Below are 17,326 nucleotides of genomic sequence, written 5' to 3'. Positions count from 1 at the left end.
AGTCCCTTCGTGGGCGTCCGAAGCCCTTCGTGGTCATCCGGGGCCCGTCTTCTCCTGTATGTCACGGTCGCCCGGCAGGCATGCGCCGCACGGCAGGCCGGACAGGGATCGCCCGGCGGACCTGCGCGGCCACCGTGGCAGCAAGCGCTTTCTATCACTGGGGAAGCTAGCCTCTGACCAGTGGTCCTTTCAAGAGGGCGCGTCCATTCCGGGTGATTCGAGGGGGCGAGGGTGCGAGGGGTCGGCCGTGTCGTCCGCCTGGGATCGCACGCCCGACATCGCACACCCGGGATCACAGGCTCGCTATCGTCCGCTCGGACGGAGAGGGATACGTCGAATACAGCGGATGCGGCAGACGCAGTGAGCACGGCGAATACTGCACTTAAAACTCATACCGGCCCATAACGGCTTTCGACTCACACGGTTTAAACGACTCGCACCACGAGATGCGCGACCGGAGGACGACGAGATGACGGTGACCCTGGCGGACGTGGCGGCCCGCGCGCAGGTCTCCCCCGCGACGGTGTCGCGCGTACTGAACGGCAACTACCCGGTGGCCGCCGCGACCCGGGAACGGGTGCTGCGGGCCGTGGACGAGTTGGACTACGTCCTCAACGGACCGGCGAGCGCCCTGGCCGCCGCCACCTCCGACCTGGTCGGAATCCTCGTCAACGACATCGCCGACCCCTTCTTCGGCATCATGGCCGGCGCGATCCAGGCCGAGATCGGCGGACCGGGCGGACGCGCGGGCGGCGAACGGCTGGCGGTCGTCTGCAACACCGGCGGCTCGCCGGAGCGCGAACTGACCTATCTGACGCTGTTGCAGCGGCAGCGGGCCGCGGCGGTGGTGCTCACCGGCGGCGCCGTGGAGGACGCCCCGCACGTGGCGGCGGTCGCGGCCAAGCTGCGCAGGCTCACCGAGGCGGGCACCCGGGTGGTGCTGTGCGGGCGGCCGCCGGTGCCGGACACCGAGGCCGTCGCCCTGACCTTCGGCAACCGGGACGGGGCCCGCGAACTGACCGACCACCTGATCGGCCTGGGCCACCGGCGCCTCGGCTACATCGCCGGGCCGCAGGAGCGCACGACCACCCGGCACCGGCTGGAGGGCCATCGCGCGGCGCTGTCCGCGGCCGGCATCGAAGCGGACCCACAGTGGACGGTCCACGGCCGCTACGACCGCCGCTCCGGCTACGAGGCGACGAAGGAACTGCTGCGCCGGGAACCGTCGTTGACGGCGGTGGTGGCGGCGAACGACACCGTCGCGCTCGGCGCGTGCGCCGCGCTGCGGGAGTCCGGCCTGCGCATCCCGCAGGACGTCTCGGTGGTGGGCTTCGACGACCTGCCGTTCAGCGCCGACGCGGTGCCCTCCCTCACGACGGTCCGGCTGCCGCTCGCCGAGGCCGGGGCGCGCGCGGGCCGCATCGCGACGGGCCGCGAGGAACCGCCGCCCGGGAGGCTCGCGACGGTACCGGGCGAGTTGATGGTCCGGGAGTCGTCGGGGCTGCCCCGGGCCTGAAGGAAGCACTGAAAGGAAGCACTGCAAGGGAGCGTCGCAGGGAAGCGCCGTGACGGTGCGGAGCACGGCCCCGGCCCCGGCACCGCGCGGTGTGGGGGGTACTGGCAGGGGCCCCCACCCGCGGCACGGCCCGCCTACCCTGTCCGCATGGACAACCGGGACGCAGTCAGCGCTTTCCTCCGCTCCCGCCGCGACCGGATCACCCCCGAGCAGGCGGGACTGCCGACGTACGGCCAGCGGCGCGTACCGGGGCTGCGCAGGGGCGAGGTCGCGGCGCTCGCCGGGGTGAGCGTCGAGTACTACACGCGCCTGGAGCGCGGCAGCCTCAAGGGTGTGTCCGACAGCGTGCTGGACGCCCTCGCCCGGGCCCTGCGGCTCGACGACGCCGAACGCATGTACCTCTACGACCTCGCCCGCGCTGCCGGACCGGAGTCCGGGGCGCGGACCCGGCAGCGGGCGGCCCGGCCGGTGGTGCGGCCCAGCGTGGCGCGGATCGTCGAGGGCATGCCGGAGCTGCCGGCGTTCGTGATGAACGACCGGCTCGACGTGCTGGCCGCCAACCCGCTGGGCCGGGCCCTGTACTCGCAGATGCACGCGGACCCGGCCTGCGGGGAGAACGTCGCCCGGTTCGCGTTCCTGCACCCCGCCGCCGAGCGGTTCTACACCGACTGGGAGCGGATGGCCCGCTTCGCCGTGGGCGCGCTGCGCATCGGGGCGGGCAAGAACCCCCACGACCGTGAGCTGTCGAACCTGATCGGTGAGCTGTCCACCCGCAGCGACGCCTTCCGTGTCATGTGGGGCTCCCAGGACGTGCACGTCTTCCGCATGACCACGAAACGGCTCAACCATCCACTCGTCGGCGAGCTGGAACTGGACCAGGAGACCATGAACCTGCCCGACGAGAACGGCCTGAGCGTCGTCGTCTACAGCGCGGCGCCCGGGACCGCCTCCGCGGACGGCCTGAAGCTGCTCGCCAGCTGGTCCGCCACCGACGGGCAGGAACAGGACGCGCGCCCCCACTCCACGAGCACGCCCCCGTCTCCGCCCCCGCAGCCCTGACGGACGATTCCCGACCGAACCCCTTCCCACCTAGCGGCACAGCAACGATCGCGAAGGCCGGAATCTTAGGGCTTCGGCCCGAGGTGCACGTCAGACGTGCGGCCTGCTGCCCTGCTCCTGCTGCGGGAAGCTCTGGCTCGTGCCCGGCAGCGTCGGCTTCGGCAGCGTCGCCACCTCCTGCTTCGCCTTCTCCAGCTGCGCCGCCGTGTCGTCCGGCAGCCCGGGCACCTGCGGGCTGGCGTCCTGGAAGCGGAAGGCGCTGGTGAGGTCACCGAAGGTGGACCGGCGCCAGGCGCTGATGTTCGGCTCCGCGACCCCGGTGAAGCGCTCCAGGAACCGCAGCGACGAGGTGTGGTCGAAGGGCTCCGAGGCCACCCAGCCGCCCACCGTCCAGGGGGAGATGATGATCGCCGGGACCCGGAAGCCGCCGCCGATGGGCAGGCCGCCGATGAACTCGTCCTTCGTGCCGGCGGGCGGCGTGGGGGGCGGCACGTGGTCGAACAGGCCGTCGTTCTCGTCGTAGTTGAGGATGAAGGCGGTCTTGCGCCACACGTCCGGGTTCGAGGCGATGGCCTCGATCTTCGACGCCACGAAGTCGGCACCGGCCGCGGGCAGGTAGTCGGGGTGCTCGGACTGGGTGCTGGTCGGAATGATCCAGCTCACGGCCGGCAGGCGGTCGTTGCGCGCGTCGTCCTCGAACGTGCCCGCCGGCTGCGGTCGCACGCCCCGCTCGTAGAGGTCGGAGCCGGGCTTGGCGTTCTTGAAGGCGGCGAACTGCTCCAGCAGGTTGCAGCCGTAGTCGTCGCTCTGCTGGTAGACCCTCCAGCTGACGCCCGCGGCCTGCAGGCGCTCGGCGTACGTCGTCCAGCGGTACGGCGACGGCGCGCTGTTGCTGGTGATGGGGCCGCCGTGGGTACCGGCCGGGTCGATCGAACCGGTCATCCACATCAGCCGGTTCGGCCAGGTCGGGCCGAACACCGAGCAGAAGTAGGTGTCGCAGACGGTGAAGTTCTCGGCCAGCGCGAACTGGAACGGGATGTCCTCGCGCGTGTAGTAGCCCATGACGTAGGGGCCATTGGCGCCGTCGGCCTTGCGGTGGGCCGGCAGCCACTGGTCCATCTTGCCGTTGTTCCACGCCTGGTGCTGCACCGACCAGGCATGACTGGTGGACGGGATGGCCTGGGCGCTGGACGCGTGGGTGTCGAGGTGGAAGGGGAGCAGATACCCCTTCGGGTTCACGGTGTCGGGCTGGTAGAAGACGGAACGTCCGGTGTCGAGCTGCAGCGCCTGCGGGTCGGCGAAGCCGCGGACGCCGGAGAGGGTGCCGAAGTAGTGGTCGAACGACCGGTTCTCCTGCATGAGCATGACGACGTGGTGGATGTCGCTCAGCGAACCGCCCTCCGACGGCCCGGCCGCGACGGCCTTCTGGACGCTCGGCGGAAGCAGCGAGAGCGCCGCGGCACCGCCCAGCACTCCGGCTGCCGAACTCAGGAGCCTACGGCGAGTCAACTCGGCCATGGTGTTCCCTTCATGAGAGTTCCTGTGGGCAGGCCACAGGTCCGTCATCCACTCTTCGCCCGTCAGGGCGAGGACATCAGAGGCATGGGGTGAACACAGCGACAACGCGCGGGAAGGGGTTGGCCAAGTCATGACCCGGGTCGCCGGGTTGTCGCCCGGATGTTGCCACGCCTTGGGAAAACGAGGGGCGTTGCCCCGTCTTCGGAAAGCGCGCGGACGTCGGCCCGTCCGCTGGACGGCGGTCCGGCGCGGACGTACGCTCGATGCGCAGCATCTCTGACTGAGTCAGAGATTTTCGACCGGGTCACCCATCGGACACCGAGGCCGCATCATGACCGTCCAGGACATCCGCGCCTTCAACCGCTTCTACACGAACGTCATCGGCGCCCTCGACTACGGCCGCCACCTGTACGCCCCGTACACCCTCACCGAGTCCCGCATCCTGTACGAGCTGGCCAACTCCCCCCGTACCGACGCGGCCGACCTCCGGGCCGAGCTGTCCCTCGACGCGGGCTATCTGAGCCGGATCCTGAACAAGTTCGAGCAGGGCGGGCTGATCGAGCGCGCGCCCTCCGAGAAGGACCCCCGGCGGCGGCGCGTCGGGCTCACCCCGCGCGGGCGCGAGACGGCCGCGCTGCTGGACGAACGGGCGCGGGAGGCCGTCGGCTCGCTGCTCGCCGCCGTACGCCCCGGCGACCGGTCCCGTCTCGCGGACGCCATGCAGACCATCCGGAGCATCCTCGGGGAGCGGCACGCCCCGAGCCCCGAGGACGTGGTCCTGCGGGAGCCCGGCCCCGGCGACCTCGGCTGGATCGTGCAGCGCAACGCCGCCCTGTACGCCGCCGAGTACGGGTGGAACGCGGACTACGAAGGTCTGGTCGCCCGTATCGTCGCCGACTTCGCGCAGGACCACGACCCGCACCTGGAACGGGTGTGGATCGCCGAACTGCGCGCACCCTTCGGCCAGGACGCACAGAATGGACAGGGTGGCCAGGACGGGCCGGATGAAGCGTTCGGCGGGAGGGGGCGGCCCGTGGGGTGCGTGATGTGCGTGCGGGACGAGGCCCCGGCGACCGCCCGGCTGCGGCTCCTCCTCGTGGAACCCGGCGCGCGCGGGCTCGGCATCGGCGACCGGCTGGTCGGCGCCGTCGTCGACTTCGCACGCGGGGTCGGCTACCGGGATCTGGTGCTGTGGACCAACGACGTGCTCGGCGCCGCCCGGCGCATCTACCAGCGGCACGGCTTCGTCCTGGCCGGCGAGAAACCGCACCGCTCCTTCGGCCAGGACCTGGTCGGGCAGGACTGGCGATTGGATCTCCGCCCGGGAGGCGAGTGACGAGTAGGGTCCGTGGTCATGAAGCTCGCGTTCTCCACGCTCGGCGTCCCCGGACTGCCGGTGTCCGAGGTTCTGGCCCTCGCGACCGCACACGGCTACCACGGCGTCGAACTGCGCGCCCATCCGGAGGAGCCGGTCCACCCGGGCCTCGGCCCCGCCGACCGTGCCGGCGTGGCTGCCGCGTTCGAGGCGGCCGGGATCGAGGTGCTGGGCCTGGCCGGGTACCCACGGGTCGCCGCGCCCGGCGCCGACGAGCCGGTGCTCGCCGAACTCCAGCACCTCCTCGAACTCGCCCACGACATCGGCGCACCGTACGTCCGGGTCTTCCCGGGCGGGGGCGACCAGCCCCCGGCGGACGCCGACGCGACCGCCGCCCGGCGGCTGGCCCGCGCCGCCGGACAGGCGTCGGCGCTGGGCGTCCGCATCCTCCTGGAGACGCATGACTCGCACCGCACCGGAGCCGACGCGGCCCGGGTGCTCGGCGCGGTGGACGACCGTCAGGTCGGGGCGCTGTGGGACGTGATGCACACCTGGCTGGGCGGCGAACAGCCCTCGGAGAGCTACGCCGCGCTCGCCCCGTACCTCGGCTACGTCCAGGTCAAGGACATCGCCTCGGCCGAGGACACCACCCCGCTGCCGCTCGGTGCCGGGGTGCTGCCGCTGACCGAGTGCGTGGACGTCCTGTGCCGGCACGGCTGGGACGGCTGGCTGTGCTGGGAGTACGAGAAGCGGTGGTACGAAGCCGCCGCCCCGCTCCCGGACCTGCTGGGCGCGGGCCGCGAACACCTCGGCCGGCTGCTGAGCGAGGCGGCGTAGCCCACGGCGCTCCCCCTCCCACCGGGCGGCCGGGCCCGCCGCGCTCCGCGCGGGCAGCGCCCCCGCCGGCACCCGGCGCGGCCGGTCCGGCGCACGTCCGGGGCAGGTGCCGGACCGGCGCGATCACGGTCCGGTGACAGGGGATGTTGGCACGCCGGGTGATGTGTGCTCCCTTGACTGGCAGAAACTTCCCGGATATTGGTGGCACCTCGGAAGTTTCCTTCAGCCGATCACCACGCATCTCCACGGATCTCCCTCCGGAAGGAGCGCACGTGCACGACACGAGCCCGGGAAACACCGCCCGCCCCTCCAGACGTACCGTCCTCGCCGCGACCGCGGGCGTCACGGCCGCGGTCACCGTCGGCGGGGCCGCGCACGCCGACTCCGGTCCCAGCGACAAGCAGCTTGGCGCCCTCATCTCCCGGATGACCCTGGAGGAGAAGGTCGGCCAGCTGTTCGTCATGCGGGCGTACGGGCATTCGGCCACCGCCCCCGACCAGGCCGACATCGACGCCAACCTGAACGAGATCGGCGTACGGACCGCCGCCGAGCTGATCGCCAAGTACCGCGTCGGCGGCATCATCTACTTCACCTGGGCGCACAACACCAGGAACCCGCGCCAGATCGCCGAGCTGTCCAACGGCATCCAGCGGGCCTCCCTCGGCCGCCCCCGCGGGCTGCCCGCCATCATCGCCACCGACCAGGAGCACGGCGCCGTCTGCCGGATCGGCAAGCCCGCCACCCTCTTCCCTGGTGCGATGGCGATCGGAGCGGGCGGCTCGCGTGCCGACGCCCGCACCCTGGGCCGGATCTCGGGCGCCGAACTGCGCGCGATGGGCGTCAACCAGGACTATTCCCCCGACGCCGACGTAAACGTCAACCCGGCCAACCCGGTCATCGGCGTACGGTCCTTCGGGGCCGACCCGGACGCCGTCGCCGCGCTGGTGGCGGCCGAGGTGACGGGTTATCAGTCGGCCGGGGTCGCGGCGACCACCAAGCACTTCCCGGGGCACGGGGACACCGCCGTCGACAGCCACTACGGCTTCCCCGTGATCACCCACAGCCGGGACCAGTGGGAGAAGCTGGACGCAGTCCCCTTCCGGGCCGCGATCAGGGCCGGCATCGACTCGATCATGACCGCGCACATCCAGTTCCCGGCCCTCGACGACTCGGGCGACCCGGCCACCCTCTCCCGGCCCATCCTCACCGGCATCCTGCGCGGCGAACTGGCCTACGACGGGGTCGTGGTGACCGACTCCCTCGGCATGGAGGGCGTGCGGACCAAGTACGGCGACGACCGGGTGCCGGTGCTCGCGCTCAAGGCGGGCGTCGACCAGCTGCTCAACCCGCCGAAGCTCGACGTGGCCTGGAACGCCGTGCTGACCGCCGTGCGCGAGGGCGAGCTGACGGAGGCGCGGCTCGACGAATCTGTCCTGCGCATCCTGCGGCTCAAGGCCCGGCTGGGCCTGTTCGACGACCCGTACGCCGACGCCGAGCGGGTCGGCCGCACCGTCGGCACGGCCGCGCACCTGGCCACCGCCGACCGGATCGCCGAGCGGACGACGACCCTGCTGGTCAACGAGGGCGGCGTGCTCCCGCTGTCCCACCGGACGCAGCGCAACGTCCTGGTGGTGGGCGCCGATCCGGCCTCCCCGTCCGGTACCACCGGCCCGCCCACCGGCGTCCTGGCCGCCGCCCTCACCGAACTGGGCTTCACGGCCACCGCGCTCTCCACCGGCACGGACCCCTCCGCGGACGCCGTCGCCAAGGCCGTGGCCGCCGCGCGGGACGCGGACGCGGTGGTCGTGGGGACGTACAACGTCTCGGCGGCGAGCACTCAGAAGTCCCTCGTCGAGCAGTTGCTCGCCACCGGGAAGCCGGTGGTGGCCGTCGCCGTGCGCAATCCGTACGACGTCGCCCAGTTGCCCTCCGTACCGGCCTGCCTGGCGACCTACTCGTGGACCGACGTCGAACTGCGCGCCGCCGCCCGGGTCATCGCCGGACGGGTCGCGCCGCGGGGCAGACTGCCGGTGCCGGTGCAACGGGCGGACGACCCGGCCCGGGTGCTCTACCCGATCGGGCACGGGCTGACGTACTAGGCACGCCGCCGGAAGCACAGCACCGCGCCGCCGCGCCATACCGTCGGCGGTCGGCGATCGGCGATGAGTGGACCCCGCGCCCCGTCGGGCGCCGGGGATGGGCCGCGTCCGCCTCCCGGGAGGCGGGCGCGGCCCCGTACGTCACGGACGCAGCGCCGGTTCGCGCTCCACGTCACGCGCGTCCAGCCGGGCGTCGTAGCGGGCCAGCGGCTCGGCCGCCGACGGGTCCGCCCGGACCGCGGCCGGCGCGACGCCCGCCCAGTCCAGGATGCGGGCGGTGGCGAGGGACTTCTCGTCGGCCACCAGACCGGCCACGTTCGCCCCGTGGTTCATGCCGGGCGCGGTGAAGACGTACGAGTCCCGGGCGCCCTTGCCGGGACGGAACCGTTCGGCACCCCAGGGGTCGTTCTGGCCGTAGACGAACAGCATGCGCGTGGCGTGGTGGCGGACCCAGGTGTCCACGTCGCGCATCACGTTCGGCTGGAACGTCATCGGGATGGAGCGGGGGACGAAGTTCCGGGGCGGCTGGTAGCCGTACTCGATGTACTTGTTCTCGATGTACGGGAAGTGGATCGTCGGTGCACCCAGCTGCGTACCCGCCTGGTAGTAGTACGGCGTGTACGTCTCCAGGCCCTGGTCGGTGTAGGCGGAGAAGCCGGAGATCGCGTCGACGGAGTCCCAGATCTCCTGGTCGGTGGCGTTCTTGGCGTCCGCCGGGACCGAGTCGCAGTCGGACAGGCCGCTGTACTGCCAGAAGCCCCAGACGTAGTCGAGGACGACGGCCTCGTAGGCGCGGTCCAGGCCGCCGATGGTGGCGAAGGTGTAGCCGTTGCCGGCGGCGTAGGCGGCGTAGGTCTGCTCCAGCGGCTGGCGGCGGACCAGGGCCTCCCGCTGGACCGCGTTCAGCCGGTCCCGGCACTCCTTGGTGCCGACGGTCGCGAAGAACCGGTCGTAGGCCGAGTCCTCGTCGTTGACGACGTCGTTGGGCGCGACGTAGGCCACGACGCCGTCCATGTCGCGCGGGTAGAAGCGCTCGTAGTAGGTGGCGGTCATGCCGCCCTTGGAACCGCCGGTGGCGAGCCAGTTGGCGGGGTAGATCTTCTTCAGCGCCTGGAAGATGCGGTGCTGGTCGCCGGCCGCCTGCCAGATGTCGAGCTTGGACCAGTCGGCCGGGGACGGCCGGGACGGGGTGAAGAAGCGGTACTCCATCGAGACCTGGTTGCCGTCCACGATCTGGGTCGGCTCGCGGCGGCCGGGGCTGGTGGAGACATTGTAGCCGCCGGTGTAGAAGACCGTCGGGCGGGAGACGTCCTTGTGCAGCACGGTGATCCGCTGCTGGAACGTGCCCTTGGACGGGTGCCGGTGGTCGACCGGCTGGGTGTAGGTGAGGACGAAGAAGCGGTAGCCGGTGTAGGGCTTCTCCTCGACCAGGCTCATGCCCGGTATCGCGAGGAGCTGTTCCTTGATGTCCGTGCTGCCGGTGGTGGCTGCGGACCGGGCTGTGGCAGTGGCCGTCCCCGCCGTGCTCACCGTGCCTATGAGCACGGCGAGCGCGAGCAGCCATCTGAGCGCCTTGCGCATGCACCCTCCCTGTGAGACAGATGTGCGCCGGAAGCTATCGGAGCAACTCGCTTCACACCAGGGGGGATTGACGCAACCGCAGGTCAGCGGGGTGACCGGAGGCGGCCCGGCCGCGTGAGTGGTGTCAGCCGCGTGGGCGGCCCGGCCGAGTTGGCGGCGTCAGCACAGGATCCAGCCGGAACTCACCGAGCCGCTCTCCACCGAGCCCGTGACCCGTACGCACCGGTGTCCGGCGTGCACGGTCACCGGGCCCGCCCGGTACACGTAGCGGCCCTTGTCCACGACCGGGCGGTTGCCGCGCGCCTGCACGCTGACCGACATGCTGCGCTTGCCACCGGGTCTGGCGGGGAGGGTGACCGCGCAGACGTAGCCGTCCCGCTTGTAGACGTGCACGGAGCCGGTGGTGAAGGACAGGGTCTTCACCGCACGTCCGGCGCACACGTCGTCCGCCGCCTGGGCGCCGCCGGGCACCGCGAGCGCGAGTGCCCCGGAGGCGGTCAGCACGGCCGTCCCGAGCACCAGACGCCGGCGTATCGCACCACTGGCCACTTGTTCGTCCCTCTCAGGTCACGGCCGTCGGACAGTCACCGGACAGCTGGCGGACACGGGCTGTCGGACGGCGGAGCACGTACTGATGTACGGACGCACGACACCCGCCAGATGGTTGCCTCACCGCCGAGACGGCGGGGGCGGGGCGGCGGCGTGCGGACCGGGCGGCCTCAGCCGAATGCGCCGACCGGCTCCTCCGGCTCGGCCCGGCCGACGAAGGTCCGCCACAGCTCGGCGTACCGGCCGCCGAGCGCGAGCAGTTCCTCGTGGGTGCCGTCCTCGGCGACCCGTCCGTGGTCCATCACGACGACCCGGTCGGCGCGGGCCGCGGTGGTGAGGCGGTGGGCGACGATCAGCGTGGTACGCGCGGCTGAGGGGTGGCGGTCGGACGCCCTTGCGGGGTGGCCGTCGGGCGACGGGCGGGCGGTACGGCGGCCGGCGAGGCGGTCGGTGGCCAGGTTGACCTGGGCCTCGGTGGCCAGGTCGAGGGCGGCCGTCGCCTCGTCCAGGAGCAGCACGTCCGGGTCGACCAGTTCCGCACGGGCGAGCGCGATCAACTGGCGCTGGCCCGCCGAGAGGTTGCGGCCGCGCTCGGCGACCTCGTGCAGATAGCCGCCGCCGAGCCGGGCGATCATGTCGTGCGCGCCGACCGCGCGGGCCGCGGCCTCCACCTCGGCGTCGGTGGCGTCGGGACGGCCGTAGGCGATGGCGTCGCGGACGGTCCCCTGGAAGAGGTACGCCTCCTGCGGGACGACGCCCAGCCGGTGGCGGTACGCGGTGAGGTCGAGGTCGCGCAGATCCCTCCCGTCGACCGTGACCCGGCCGCCGGTCGGGTCGTAGAACCGGGCCACCAGCTTGACCAGGGTCGACTTGCCGGCCCCGGTCTCGCCGACGAAGGCGACGGTCTGCCCGGCCGGTATCCGCAGGTCTATCCCGGTGAGGGCGGCCTCGCCGGGTGCGTCGGACCCGTCGGTGCGGTAGGCGAAGTCGACGTTCTCGAAGGCCAGGTCGCCGCGCAGGGCGGGCACGTCGAGCGGTGCGCCGGCGGCCTTCGTGGACGTCGGCTCGCGCAGCAGTTCCTGGATGCGGCCGAGGGAGACGGTGGCCTGCTGGTAGCCGTCGAAGACCTGGGAGAGCTGCTGGACCGGCGCGAAGAACAGGTCGATGTAGAGGAGGTAGGCGACCAGGGCGCCGGTGGTCAGGGTGGCCGCCTCGATCCGGCCCGCGCCCGCGATCAGTACGGCCGCGGCGGCCACCGAGGACAGCAACTGGACGAAGGGGAAATAGACGGAGATCAGCCACTGGCCGCGGATACGGGCGGCGCGGTAGCCGTCGCTGCGCTCGGTGAACCGGCGCACGCCGTCCCGCTCGCGCCGGAACGCCTGCACGATCCGCAGCCCGGACACCGACTCCTGGAGGTCGGCGTTGACCACCGACACCCGTTCACGGGCCAGTTCGTACGCCTTCACGCTGGCCCGGCGGAAGAAGAAGGTGCCGACGACCAGCGGCGGCAGGGTGGCGAAGACGACCAGCGCGAGCTGTACGTCGATCACCAGCAGGACGACCATGATGCCGAAGAAGGTGACGACCGAGACGAACGCCGTGACCAGGCCGGTCTGCAGGAACGTGGAGAGCGCGTCCACGTCCGTGGTCATCCGGGTCATGATCCGCCCGGTCAGCTCCCGCTCGTAGTAATCGAGTCCGAGCCGCTGGAGCTGGGCGAAGATCTTCAGGCGCAGGGAGTACAGGACGCGTTCGCCGGTGCGTCCGGTCATCCGGGTCTCGCCGATCTGGGCCGCCCACTGCACGAGGACCGCGACCAGCGCGAGCAGCGAGGCCGCCCAGACGGCGCCGAGCGCCATGCGGGTGACGCCCTGGTCGATGCCGTGCCGGATCAGGACCGGCAGCAGCAGGCCCATGCCCGCGTCGACGGCGACCAGCAGCAGGCTGGCGAGCAGGGGCGGGCCGAAGCCGCGCAGCAGCAGCCGCAGGCCGTACGACCGCTCGGGCCGCACGGCCCGCGCCTCGTCGATGTCGGGGGTGTCGACCGCCGGGGGCAGCGCCTCGACCTGGGCGAGCAGTTCCGGGGTGGCCGGGCTGCCCGCGAGGGCGGCGTCCTTCGGTTCGCGCTCGCCGGTCCACAGGCCCGGGGTGACGCCGCGCTCGGCGTCGAACTCGGCGTCGAGTTCCGCGCGTACGGAGGTGTCCTCCGGGAGCGCCGTGGGGCGGGTGTGGCCCGGGGAGACGCCGCCGAGTTCGTCGGGGTCGGTGAGGAGGCGGCGGTAGAGGGCGGACCGCTCCTGGAGTTCGTCGTGGGTGCCGAGGTCGGCGAGCCGGCCGTCTTCGAGGACGGCTATCCGGTCGGCGAGGCCGAGGGTGGAGCGGCGGTGCGCGATGAGCAGGGTGGTGCGGCCCGCCATGACCTGCTTCAGCGCCTCGTGGATCTCGTGCTCGACCCGGGCGTCCACGGCCGAGGTGGCGTCGTCGAGGACCAGCAGCCGCGGATCGGTGAGCAGGGCGCGGGCGAGCGCGATGCGCTGGCGCTGGCCGCCGGAGAGGGTGAGGCCCTGTTCGCCGACCTTGGTGTCGTAACCGCTCGGCAGCTCGGCGATGAAACGGTCCGCCTGGGCGGCGCGGGCGGCCTGCTCGACCTCCGCGTCGGTGGCGGCCGGGCGGCCGTAGGCGATGTTGGCGCGCACGCTGTCGGAGAAGAGGAAGGAGTCCTCGGGGACCAGGCCGATGGCGGCGCGCAGCGAGTCGTGGGTCAGCTCGCGCACGTCGTGGCCGCCGATCAGGACGGCGCCGTGGGTGACGTCGTAGAAGCGCGGCAGCAGCAGGGAGACCGTGGACTTGCCGGAGCCGGAGGAGCCGACCACGGCCAGGGTCTCGCCCTCGCGTATCTCGAAGCTCAGCCCTTGCAGGACCGGGTGCTGCGGGTCGTATCCGAAGGAGACGTCGTCGAACTCGACGGTCGCGGGCGCGTCGGCGGGCAGCGTCCTGGTGCCCTCGCGCAGGCCGGGCCGGGTGTCGATCAGTTCCAGGACGCGTTCGGTGCCGGCGCGGGCCTGCTGGGCGATGGTGAGCACCACGGCGAGCATCCGGACCGGGCCGACCAGCTGGGCCAGGTACGTGGAGAAGGCGACGAAGGTGCCGAGGGTGATGTGCCCGTGCACGGCGAGCCAGCCGCCGAGGGCCAGCATGGCGACCTGGCCGAGGGCCGGGACGGCCTGGAGGGCGGGCGTGTACCTGCTGTTCAGCCGGATCGTCCGCAGCCGCCCCGCGAACAGCCGGCGGCCCACCTCGCGCAGCTTCCCGGTCTCCTGCTCCTCCTGCCCGAAGCCCTTCACCACGCGTACGCCGCTGACGGCGCCGTCGACGACGCCCGCGACGGCGGCGGCCTGGGCCTGCGCGTACCAGGTGGAGGGGTGCAGCCGGGTGCGGCTGCGCCGGGCGATCCAGCCGAGCGCGGGGGCGACGGCGATCGCGACGAGGGTCAGCGGCAGCGACAGCGAGGCCATGACGACCAGGGAGACGAGGAAGAGGAGTACGTTCCCGATGGTCATCGGCAGCATGAACAGCAGGCTCTGGATCAGCTGCAGGTCGCTGGTGGCGCGGCCGACCACCTGGCCGGTGGACAGCTCGTCCTGGCGGCGCCCGTCGAGGCGGGTGATCGTCCCGTACATGTCGGTCCGCAGATCGTGCTGGACGTCGAGCGCGAGCCGGCCGCCGTAGTAGCGGCGGACGTAGGCGCATCCGTAGACCAGCAGGGCGGCGCCGATCAGGGTGGCCGCCCAGGGGGCCATGGACCGGCTGTGATCGCCGATCACGTCGTCGATGATCACCTTGGTGACCAATGGGACGAGTGCCGTCACGGCCATGCCCGCCAGTGAGGCGCCCAGGGCGAGGACGACGTCCTTGGGATACCGCCAGGCGTATCCCGCCAGCCGCCGCGCCCATCCCCGCTCAGGTGTCACCCTGGTGCCTCCCCTTCATCCTGGTCTGCCGCATTGCTGCAACGCGCTGAGCACCGGATTTCATCCCGCCGTAACGCTCCGCTGGGGTGGGCGGGGTTTGGGGGGGGTGGGGGTGAAGGCTGAAGGCTGCGGGCCGCGGGCCGGTGGGGGCTTGCGCGGTCGCGCCGCGGGGGGACACGGCTACGGCTTGTTCGTGGCTGGGCGCGCAGTTCCCCGCGCCCCTATCGGGGCTCGGGGAACTGGTCGGGCTGCTGCTGGGATGGCTGGGTCAGGGGGTGGTCAGATGCGTACTCGGAGGTAGTAGAAGCGTGTCGTCTGTACCGGATTCTGGTTGTCGTCGCTGACCAGCAGGACCTTCAGGCCGGTGTGGTCCCGGCCGGTGATCGTCATGCCCTCGATGTTGTCGAGGAGGGGGTTGGGCTGGGGCTGCTTGGCGGTCGCGCCCAGGGACGGGCAGGTGACGAGGTCCGTCAGCAGGGTCTTGCGGATCGGCCGCACGCCGGCCTTGAGGGTCAGGTTCTCCACGCCGCTGACGTCCGTGGCGTGCCGGGGGTCGGCCAGGTAGAGGCGGACGGTGTTGCCGACGCCCTGGGTGAAGCCGCGCTCCAGGACGAGCAGCCGGCCGTCCGGGGTCGCCTGCACCTCGGGAACGCCCAGGCCCGGGTCGGTCCGGTACGCGTACTGCGCCGAGAGCCGGAAGTGACCGCCCTTCGCCCGCTGCCAGGTCTGGAAGCGGACGGTGTCGGCGGCGTCGCCGGAGAGCGCGCCCTCCATGGCGGCGACCAGGGTGTGGCCGCCGGGCAGCAGGGTCAGGCCCTCGAAGGTCTGGTTGGCCGTGGCGCGGCCCGCGGGGGCGACCCCCAGGGCGGACGGGACCGGCAGCCGGTCGAGGATCCGGCCGTCGCGGGAGTAGCGGCGTACGGACGGCTCGGTCTCGGAGCTGACCAGCCGGGTCCCGTCGCGGTCCACGACCAGGCCCTCGGAGTCCAGCGCGGCGCCCTTCTCGTCGGCGAGCGGGACGGCCGAGGCCGGCTGGAGGGTCTTCGCGTCCAGGCCGAACAGCGTGGAGCGGTCGGAGAGGGCGGCGAGGGAACCATCGGAGTCCACGGCGAGCGCGGAGAAGTTGCCGACGAACGTTCCGTTGTACGTCGTCTTGTCGAGCGCGTCCGAGAAGCGGTCGATGGACACGGCCGGCGAGCAGAAGTTGCCCGCCGCGGGGACGGTCGCCTCGGCGGTCCCCGCGACGGTGAGGCAGGTGGCCGCTCCCAGCGCGGCGGTGAAGGTGGCGATCAAGGTTCGCATACGCATAGGCGTCACCGTAGAACAGAGCGGTCACGCCGTGGCGGGCACCGTCGGAAAGCTCAACTCCCCGCCGCGGCAAGGTCCTTGTGGATGGCCTTGGCAACGCCCTGAATGGTGTTGATGCCGTAGTTCATGCTGCTGTTGCCATGGGTCAGCACGGTGATCATGTAGTTGTGCCGGCCGCCGGTGAACGTGCCCACGCTGTGCACCCGCCAGCCGTGCGTGGACCGCTGCAGCCAGCCGTTCTTGACGTGCGTGGCGACACCGGAGGGTGCACCGTACGGGGTGCCCCAGCGCTGGGAGGAGACGACCTGGCCCATCAGCTTGGTGATGTAGGCGCGGGAGTTGTCGCTGAGCACGCTGTTCTTGGCGGTGATCAGCGACAGCAGCTTCTGCTCGTCGGTCACGTTGATCTGGGTCAGGCCCCAGTAGCCGTTCGCGCCCGGCGTGGTCCGCGTCATCTTCGCGGCGGCCAGGAAGCCCTTGATCTTGGTCAGACCCAGTTGCTTCCACAGTTTGCTGGTCGCGTCGTTGTCCGACTTGGTGATCATGGCCTTGGTGAGGGTGGCCTCGCGGTCGGTCAGATAGCGGTTGTGCTTCTTCGCGTCCCACAGCAGCGTGGCGAGGACGGTGACCTTGACCACGCTGGCCGAGTCGTAGGCGCTGGTGGACCTCAGGGTGCAGGTCGTCTTGGAGGTGCGGTCGTAGAGGCCGACGGCGATGGTGCCGTTGCGGCCCGAGACGGCGGCCGTGATGTCCTTCTTCAACTTGGCGGCGAGGCCCGCCTTGGCCGACGTGCAGCTGACCGTGGGCGTGGCCGCGGCGGCGGCCGGAGCGGTCGCGACGATGACCGGGAGGAGCAGCGCGGCACCGACGCCGGCGGCCCGCACCGTGGCGCGGCTGGGTATCCAGTAAGTCATGTACCTGTTGACTAATGGATTGGCCCAAAAGGTTGCACGTGCGGGCTGAATCCGTCGTAAACGATTGAAAACTTTCGCGAGTTGCCCCTTTGACCCCCGGCGAGTTTTCACCGGAAGCGGCAGGGCGGGCCACAGCGCCGGTGGGCTTGAACGACTAATTCGCTCACACCAGTGACGCCGATCTTGCACCCGGGCGTGTCCCGGTGCCCGGACCTGAGCATGGAGGCGCCTCGGCCCCTTCGCCGAGGCGTCCCGACTCGCTTTTTCGGAGAGCTGCATGAAGCTTCGTTCGTGGTCCGTCGCCGCCGCCCTCGCGCTGACGGCCCTGGTCGCGCCCGCCCAGGCCGCCTCCGCCCAGGCCGCCGCTCCGTCCTGTCCCGACGGATCGGTGTGTTTCTGGAGCGGTGAGGGCTTCGGCGGCTCCTACTGGGAGTGGACGTCCCGCAGTGGCTACCGGGACATGCCGCCCAGCCTGCACGATCACGTCGGCTCGTTCGTCGCGAGCGCCCGCGCCTGCTTCATCAACTGGTCGCCGGTCGAGAAGCGGGACGTGTTCAACGGCGACTGGCGCTCCAAGTACGTCGGTGACTTCGGCGGGCGTATGGACGGGGTGGGCCCGGGCGCCTGCTGACCCACCGGCGCCGGGCCACCGCTAC

General features: G+C 71.8%; 12 protein-coding genes. 6 read left to right on the top strand and 6 right to left on the bottom strand.

Annotation, left to right across the window (positions count from 1 at the left end):
* Nucleotides 1-469: 469 nt before the first annotated feature.
* Both ACFYPJ_RS01260 and ACFYPJ_RS01255 read left to right on the top strand, forming a co-directional pair.
* On the top strand, nucleotides 470-1,516 hold the full coding sequence (locus tag ACFYPJ_RS01260) for a LacI family DNA-binding transcriptional regulator (RefSeq protein WP_389008582.1): 1,047 nt from the start codon (nucleotides 470-472) through the stop codon (nucleotides 1,514-1,516).
* Between the two features lie 147 nt (nucleotides 1,517-1,663).
* Nucleotides 1,664-2,575 carry a helix-turn-helix transcriptional regulator gene (locus ACFYPJ_RS01255; RefSeq protein WP_389008579.1) on the top strand — a complete coding sequence of 304 codons (912 nt, stop codon included), beginning with the start codon at nucleotides 1,664-1,666 and terminating at the stop codon, nucleotides 2,573-2,575.
* A gap of 90 nt (nucleotides 2,576-2,665) precedes the next feature.
* Here ACFYPJ_RS01255 and ACFYPJ_RS01250 read toward each other — a convergent pair whose 3' ends face one another.
* Nucleotides 2,666-4,093 carry an alkaline phosphatase family protein gene (locus tag ACFYPJ_RS01250; RefSeq protein WP_389008577.1) on the bottom strand — a complete coding sequence of 476 codons (1,428 nt, stop codon included), beginning with the start codon at nucleotides 4,091-4,093 and terminating at the stop codon, nucleotides 2,666-2,668.
* Between the two features lie 331 nt (nucleotides 4,094-4,424).
* Here ACFYPJ_RS01250 and ACFYPJ_RS01245 point away from each other — a divergent pair, with 331 nt between their 5' ends.
* The 3 genes from ACFYPJ_RS01245 to ACFYPJ_RS01235 all read left to right on the top strand — a co-directional run bounded on the left by ACFYPJ_RS01245 (nucleotide 4,425) and on the right by ACFYPJ_RS01235 (nucleotide 8,344).
* Complete coding sequence (locus ACFYPJ_RS01245) at nucleotides 4,425-5,429, top strand: GNAT family N-acetyltransferase (protein WP_389008574.1); 1,005 nt, start codon at nucleotides 4,425-4,427, stop codon at nucleotides 5,427-5,429.
* 18 nt (nucleotides 5,430-5,447) lie between these two features.
* Nucleotides 5,448-6,245 carry a sugar phosphate isomerase/epimerase family protein gene (locus tag ACFYPJ_RS01240; protein ID WP_389008571.1) on the top strand — a complete coding sequence of 266 codons (798 nt, stop codon included), beginning with the start codon at nucleotides 5,448-5,450 and terminating at the stop codon, nucleotides 6,243-6,245.
* 272 nt (nucleotides 6,246-6,517) lie between these two features.
* A complete protein-coding gene (locus ACFYPJ_RS01235) occupies nucleotides 6,518-8,344 on the top strand; it encodes a glycoside hydrolase family 3 protein (RefSeq protein ID WP_389008569.1) in 1,827 nt (608 codons plus the stop codon).
* 141 nt (nucleotides 8,345-8,485) lie between these two features.
* Here the strand turns inward: ACFYPJ_RS01235 and ACFYPJ_RS01230 are convergent, their stop codons facing one another.
* The 5 genes from ACFYPJ_RS01230 to ACFYPJ_RS01210 form a co-directional block, all read right to left on the bottom strand.
* On the bottom strand, nucleotides 8,486-9,925 hold the full coding sequence (locus ACFYPJ_RS01230; RefSeq protein WP_389008565.1) for a S28 family serine protease: 1,440 nt from the start codon (nucleotides 9,923-9,925) through the stop codon (nucleotides 8,486-8,488).
* A gap of 159 nt (nucleotides 9,926-10,084) precedes the next feature.
* Nucleotides 10,085-10,474: a hypothetical protein gene (locus tag ACFYPJ_RS01225; RefSeq protein WP_389008562.1), complete on the bottom strand. Its 390-nt coding sequence runs from the start codon at nucleotides 10,472-10,474 to the stop codon at nucleotides 10,085-10,087.
* 170 nt (nucleotides 10,475-10,644) lie between these two features.
* A complete protein-coding gene (locus ACFYPJ_RS01220) occupies nucleotides 10,645-14,448 on the bottom strand; it encodes an ABC transporter ATP-binding protein (protein ID WP_389008559.1) in 3,804 nt (1,267 codons plus the stop codon).
* Between the two features lie 279 nt (nucleotides 14,449-14,727).
* Nucleotides 14,728-15,756 (bottom strand): esterase-like activity of phytase family protein, encoded by a 1,029-nt coding sequence (locus ACFYPJ_RS01215; RefSeq protein WP_389008556.1) that lies wholly within the window; start codon nucleotides 15,754-15,756, stop codon nucleotides 14,728-14,730.
* 53 nt (nucleotides 15,757-15,809) lie between these two features.
* Nucleotides 15,810-16,670, bottom strand: coding sequence for a serine hydrolase (locus ACFYPJ_RS01210; RefSeq protein WP_389008553.1), 861 nt, complete (start codon nucleotides 16,668-16,670; stop codon nucleotides 15,810-15,812).
* Between the two features lie 277 nt (nucleotides 16,671-16,947).
* Between ACFYPJ_RS01210 and ACFYPJ_RS01205 the strand changes: the two genes are divergently transcribed.
* Nucleotides 16,948-17,301 (top strand): peptidase inhibitor family I36 protein, encoded by a 354-nt coding sequence (locus ACFYPJ_RS01205; RefSeq protein WP_389008550.1) that lies wholly within the window; start codon nucleotides 16,948-16,950, stop codon nucleotides 17,299-17,301.
* The last annotated feature ends 25 nt before the right edge of the window (nucleotides 17,302-17,326 follow it).

Origin of the sequence: Streptomyces sp. NPDC006012 (assembly GCF_042871185.1) — a bacterium.
Classification (GTDB): Bacteria; Actinomycetota; Actinomycetes; order Streptomycetales; family Streptomycetaceae; genus Streptomyces.
The sequence above is the reverse complement of the archived record's forward strand: the minus strand, read 5'-3'. Positions and strand labels throughout refer to the sequence as shown.

Coding starts and splice junctions, on each gene's coding strand:
- ACFYPJ_RS01215 (WP_389008556.1), bottom strand. CDS start 15,756: ATGCGTATGCGAACCTTGATCGCCACCTTCACCGCCGCGCTGGGAGCG.
- ACFYPJ_RS01205 (WP_389008550.1), top strand. CDS start 16,948: ATGAAGCTTCGTTCGTGGTCCGTCGCCGCCGCCCTCGCGCTGACGGCC.
- ACFYPJ_RS01240 (WP_389008571.1), top strand. CDS start 5,448: ATGAAGCTCGCGTTCTCCACGCTCGGCGTCCCCGGACTGCCGGTGTCC.
- ACFYPJ_RS01255 (WP_389008579.1), top strand. CDS start 1,664: ATGGACAACCGGGACGCAGTCAGCGCTTTCCTCCGCTCCCGCCGCGAC.
- ACFYPJ_RS01260 (WP_389008582.1), top strand. CDS start 470: ATGACGGTGACCCTGGCGGACGTGGCGGCCCGCGCGCAGGTCTCCCCC.
- ACFYPJ_RS01250 (WP_389008577.1), bottom strand. CDS start 4,093: ATGGCCGAGTTGACTCGCCGTAGGCTCCTGAGTTCGGCAGCCGGAGTG.
- ACFYPJ_RS01230 (WP_389008565.1), bottom strand. CDS start 9,925: ATGCGCAAGGCGCTCAGATGGCTGCTCGCGCTCGCCGTGCTCATAGGC.
- ACFYPJ_RS01245 (WP_389008574.1), top strand. CDS start 4,425: ATGACCGTCCAGGACATCCGCGCCTTCAACCGCTTCTACACGAACGTC.
- ACFYPJ_RS01210 (WP_389008553.1), bottom strand. CDS start 16,670: ATGACTTACTGGATACCCAGCCGCGCCACGGTGCGGGCCGCCGGCGTC.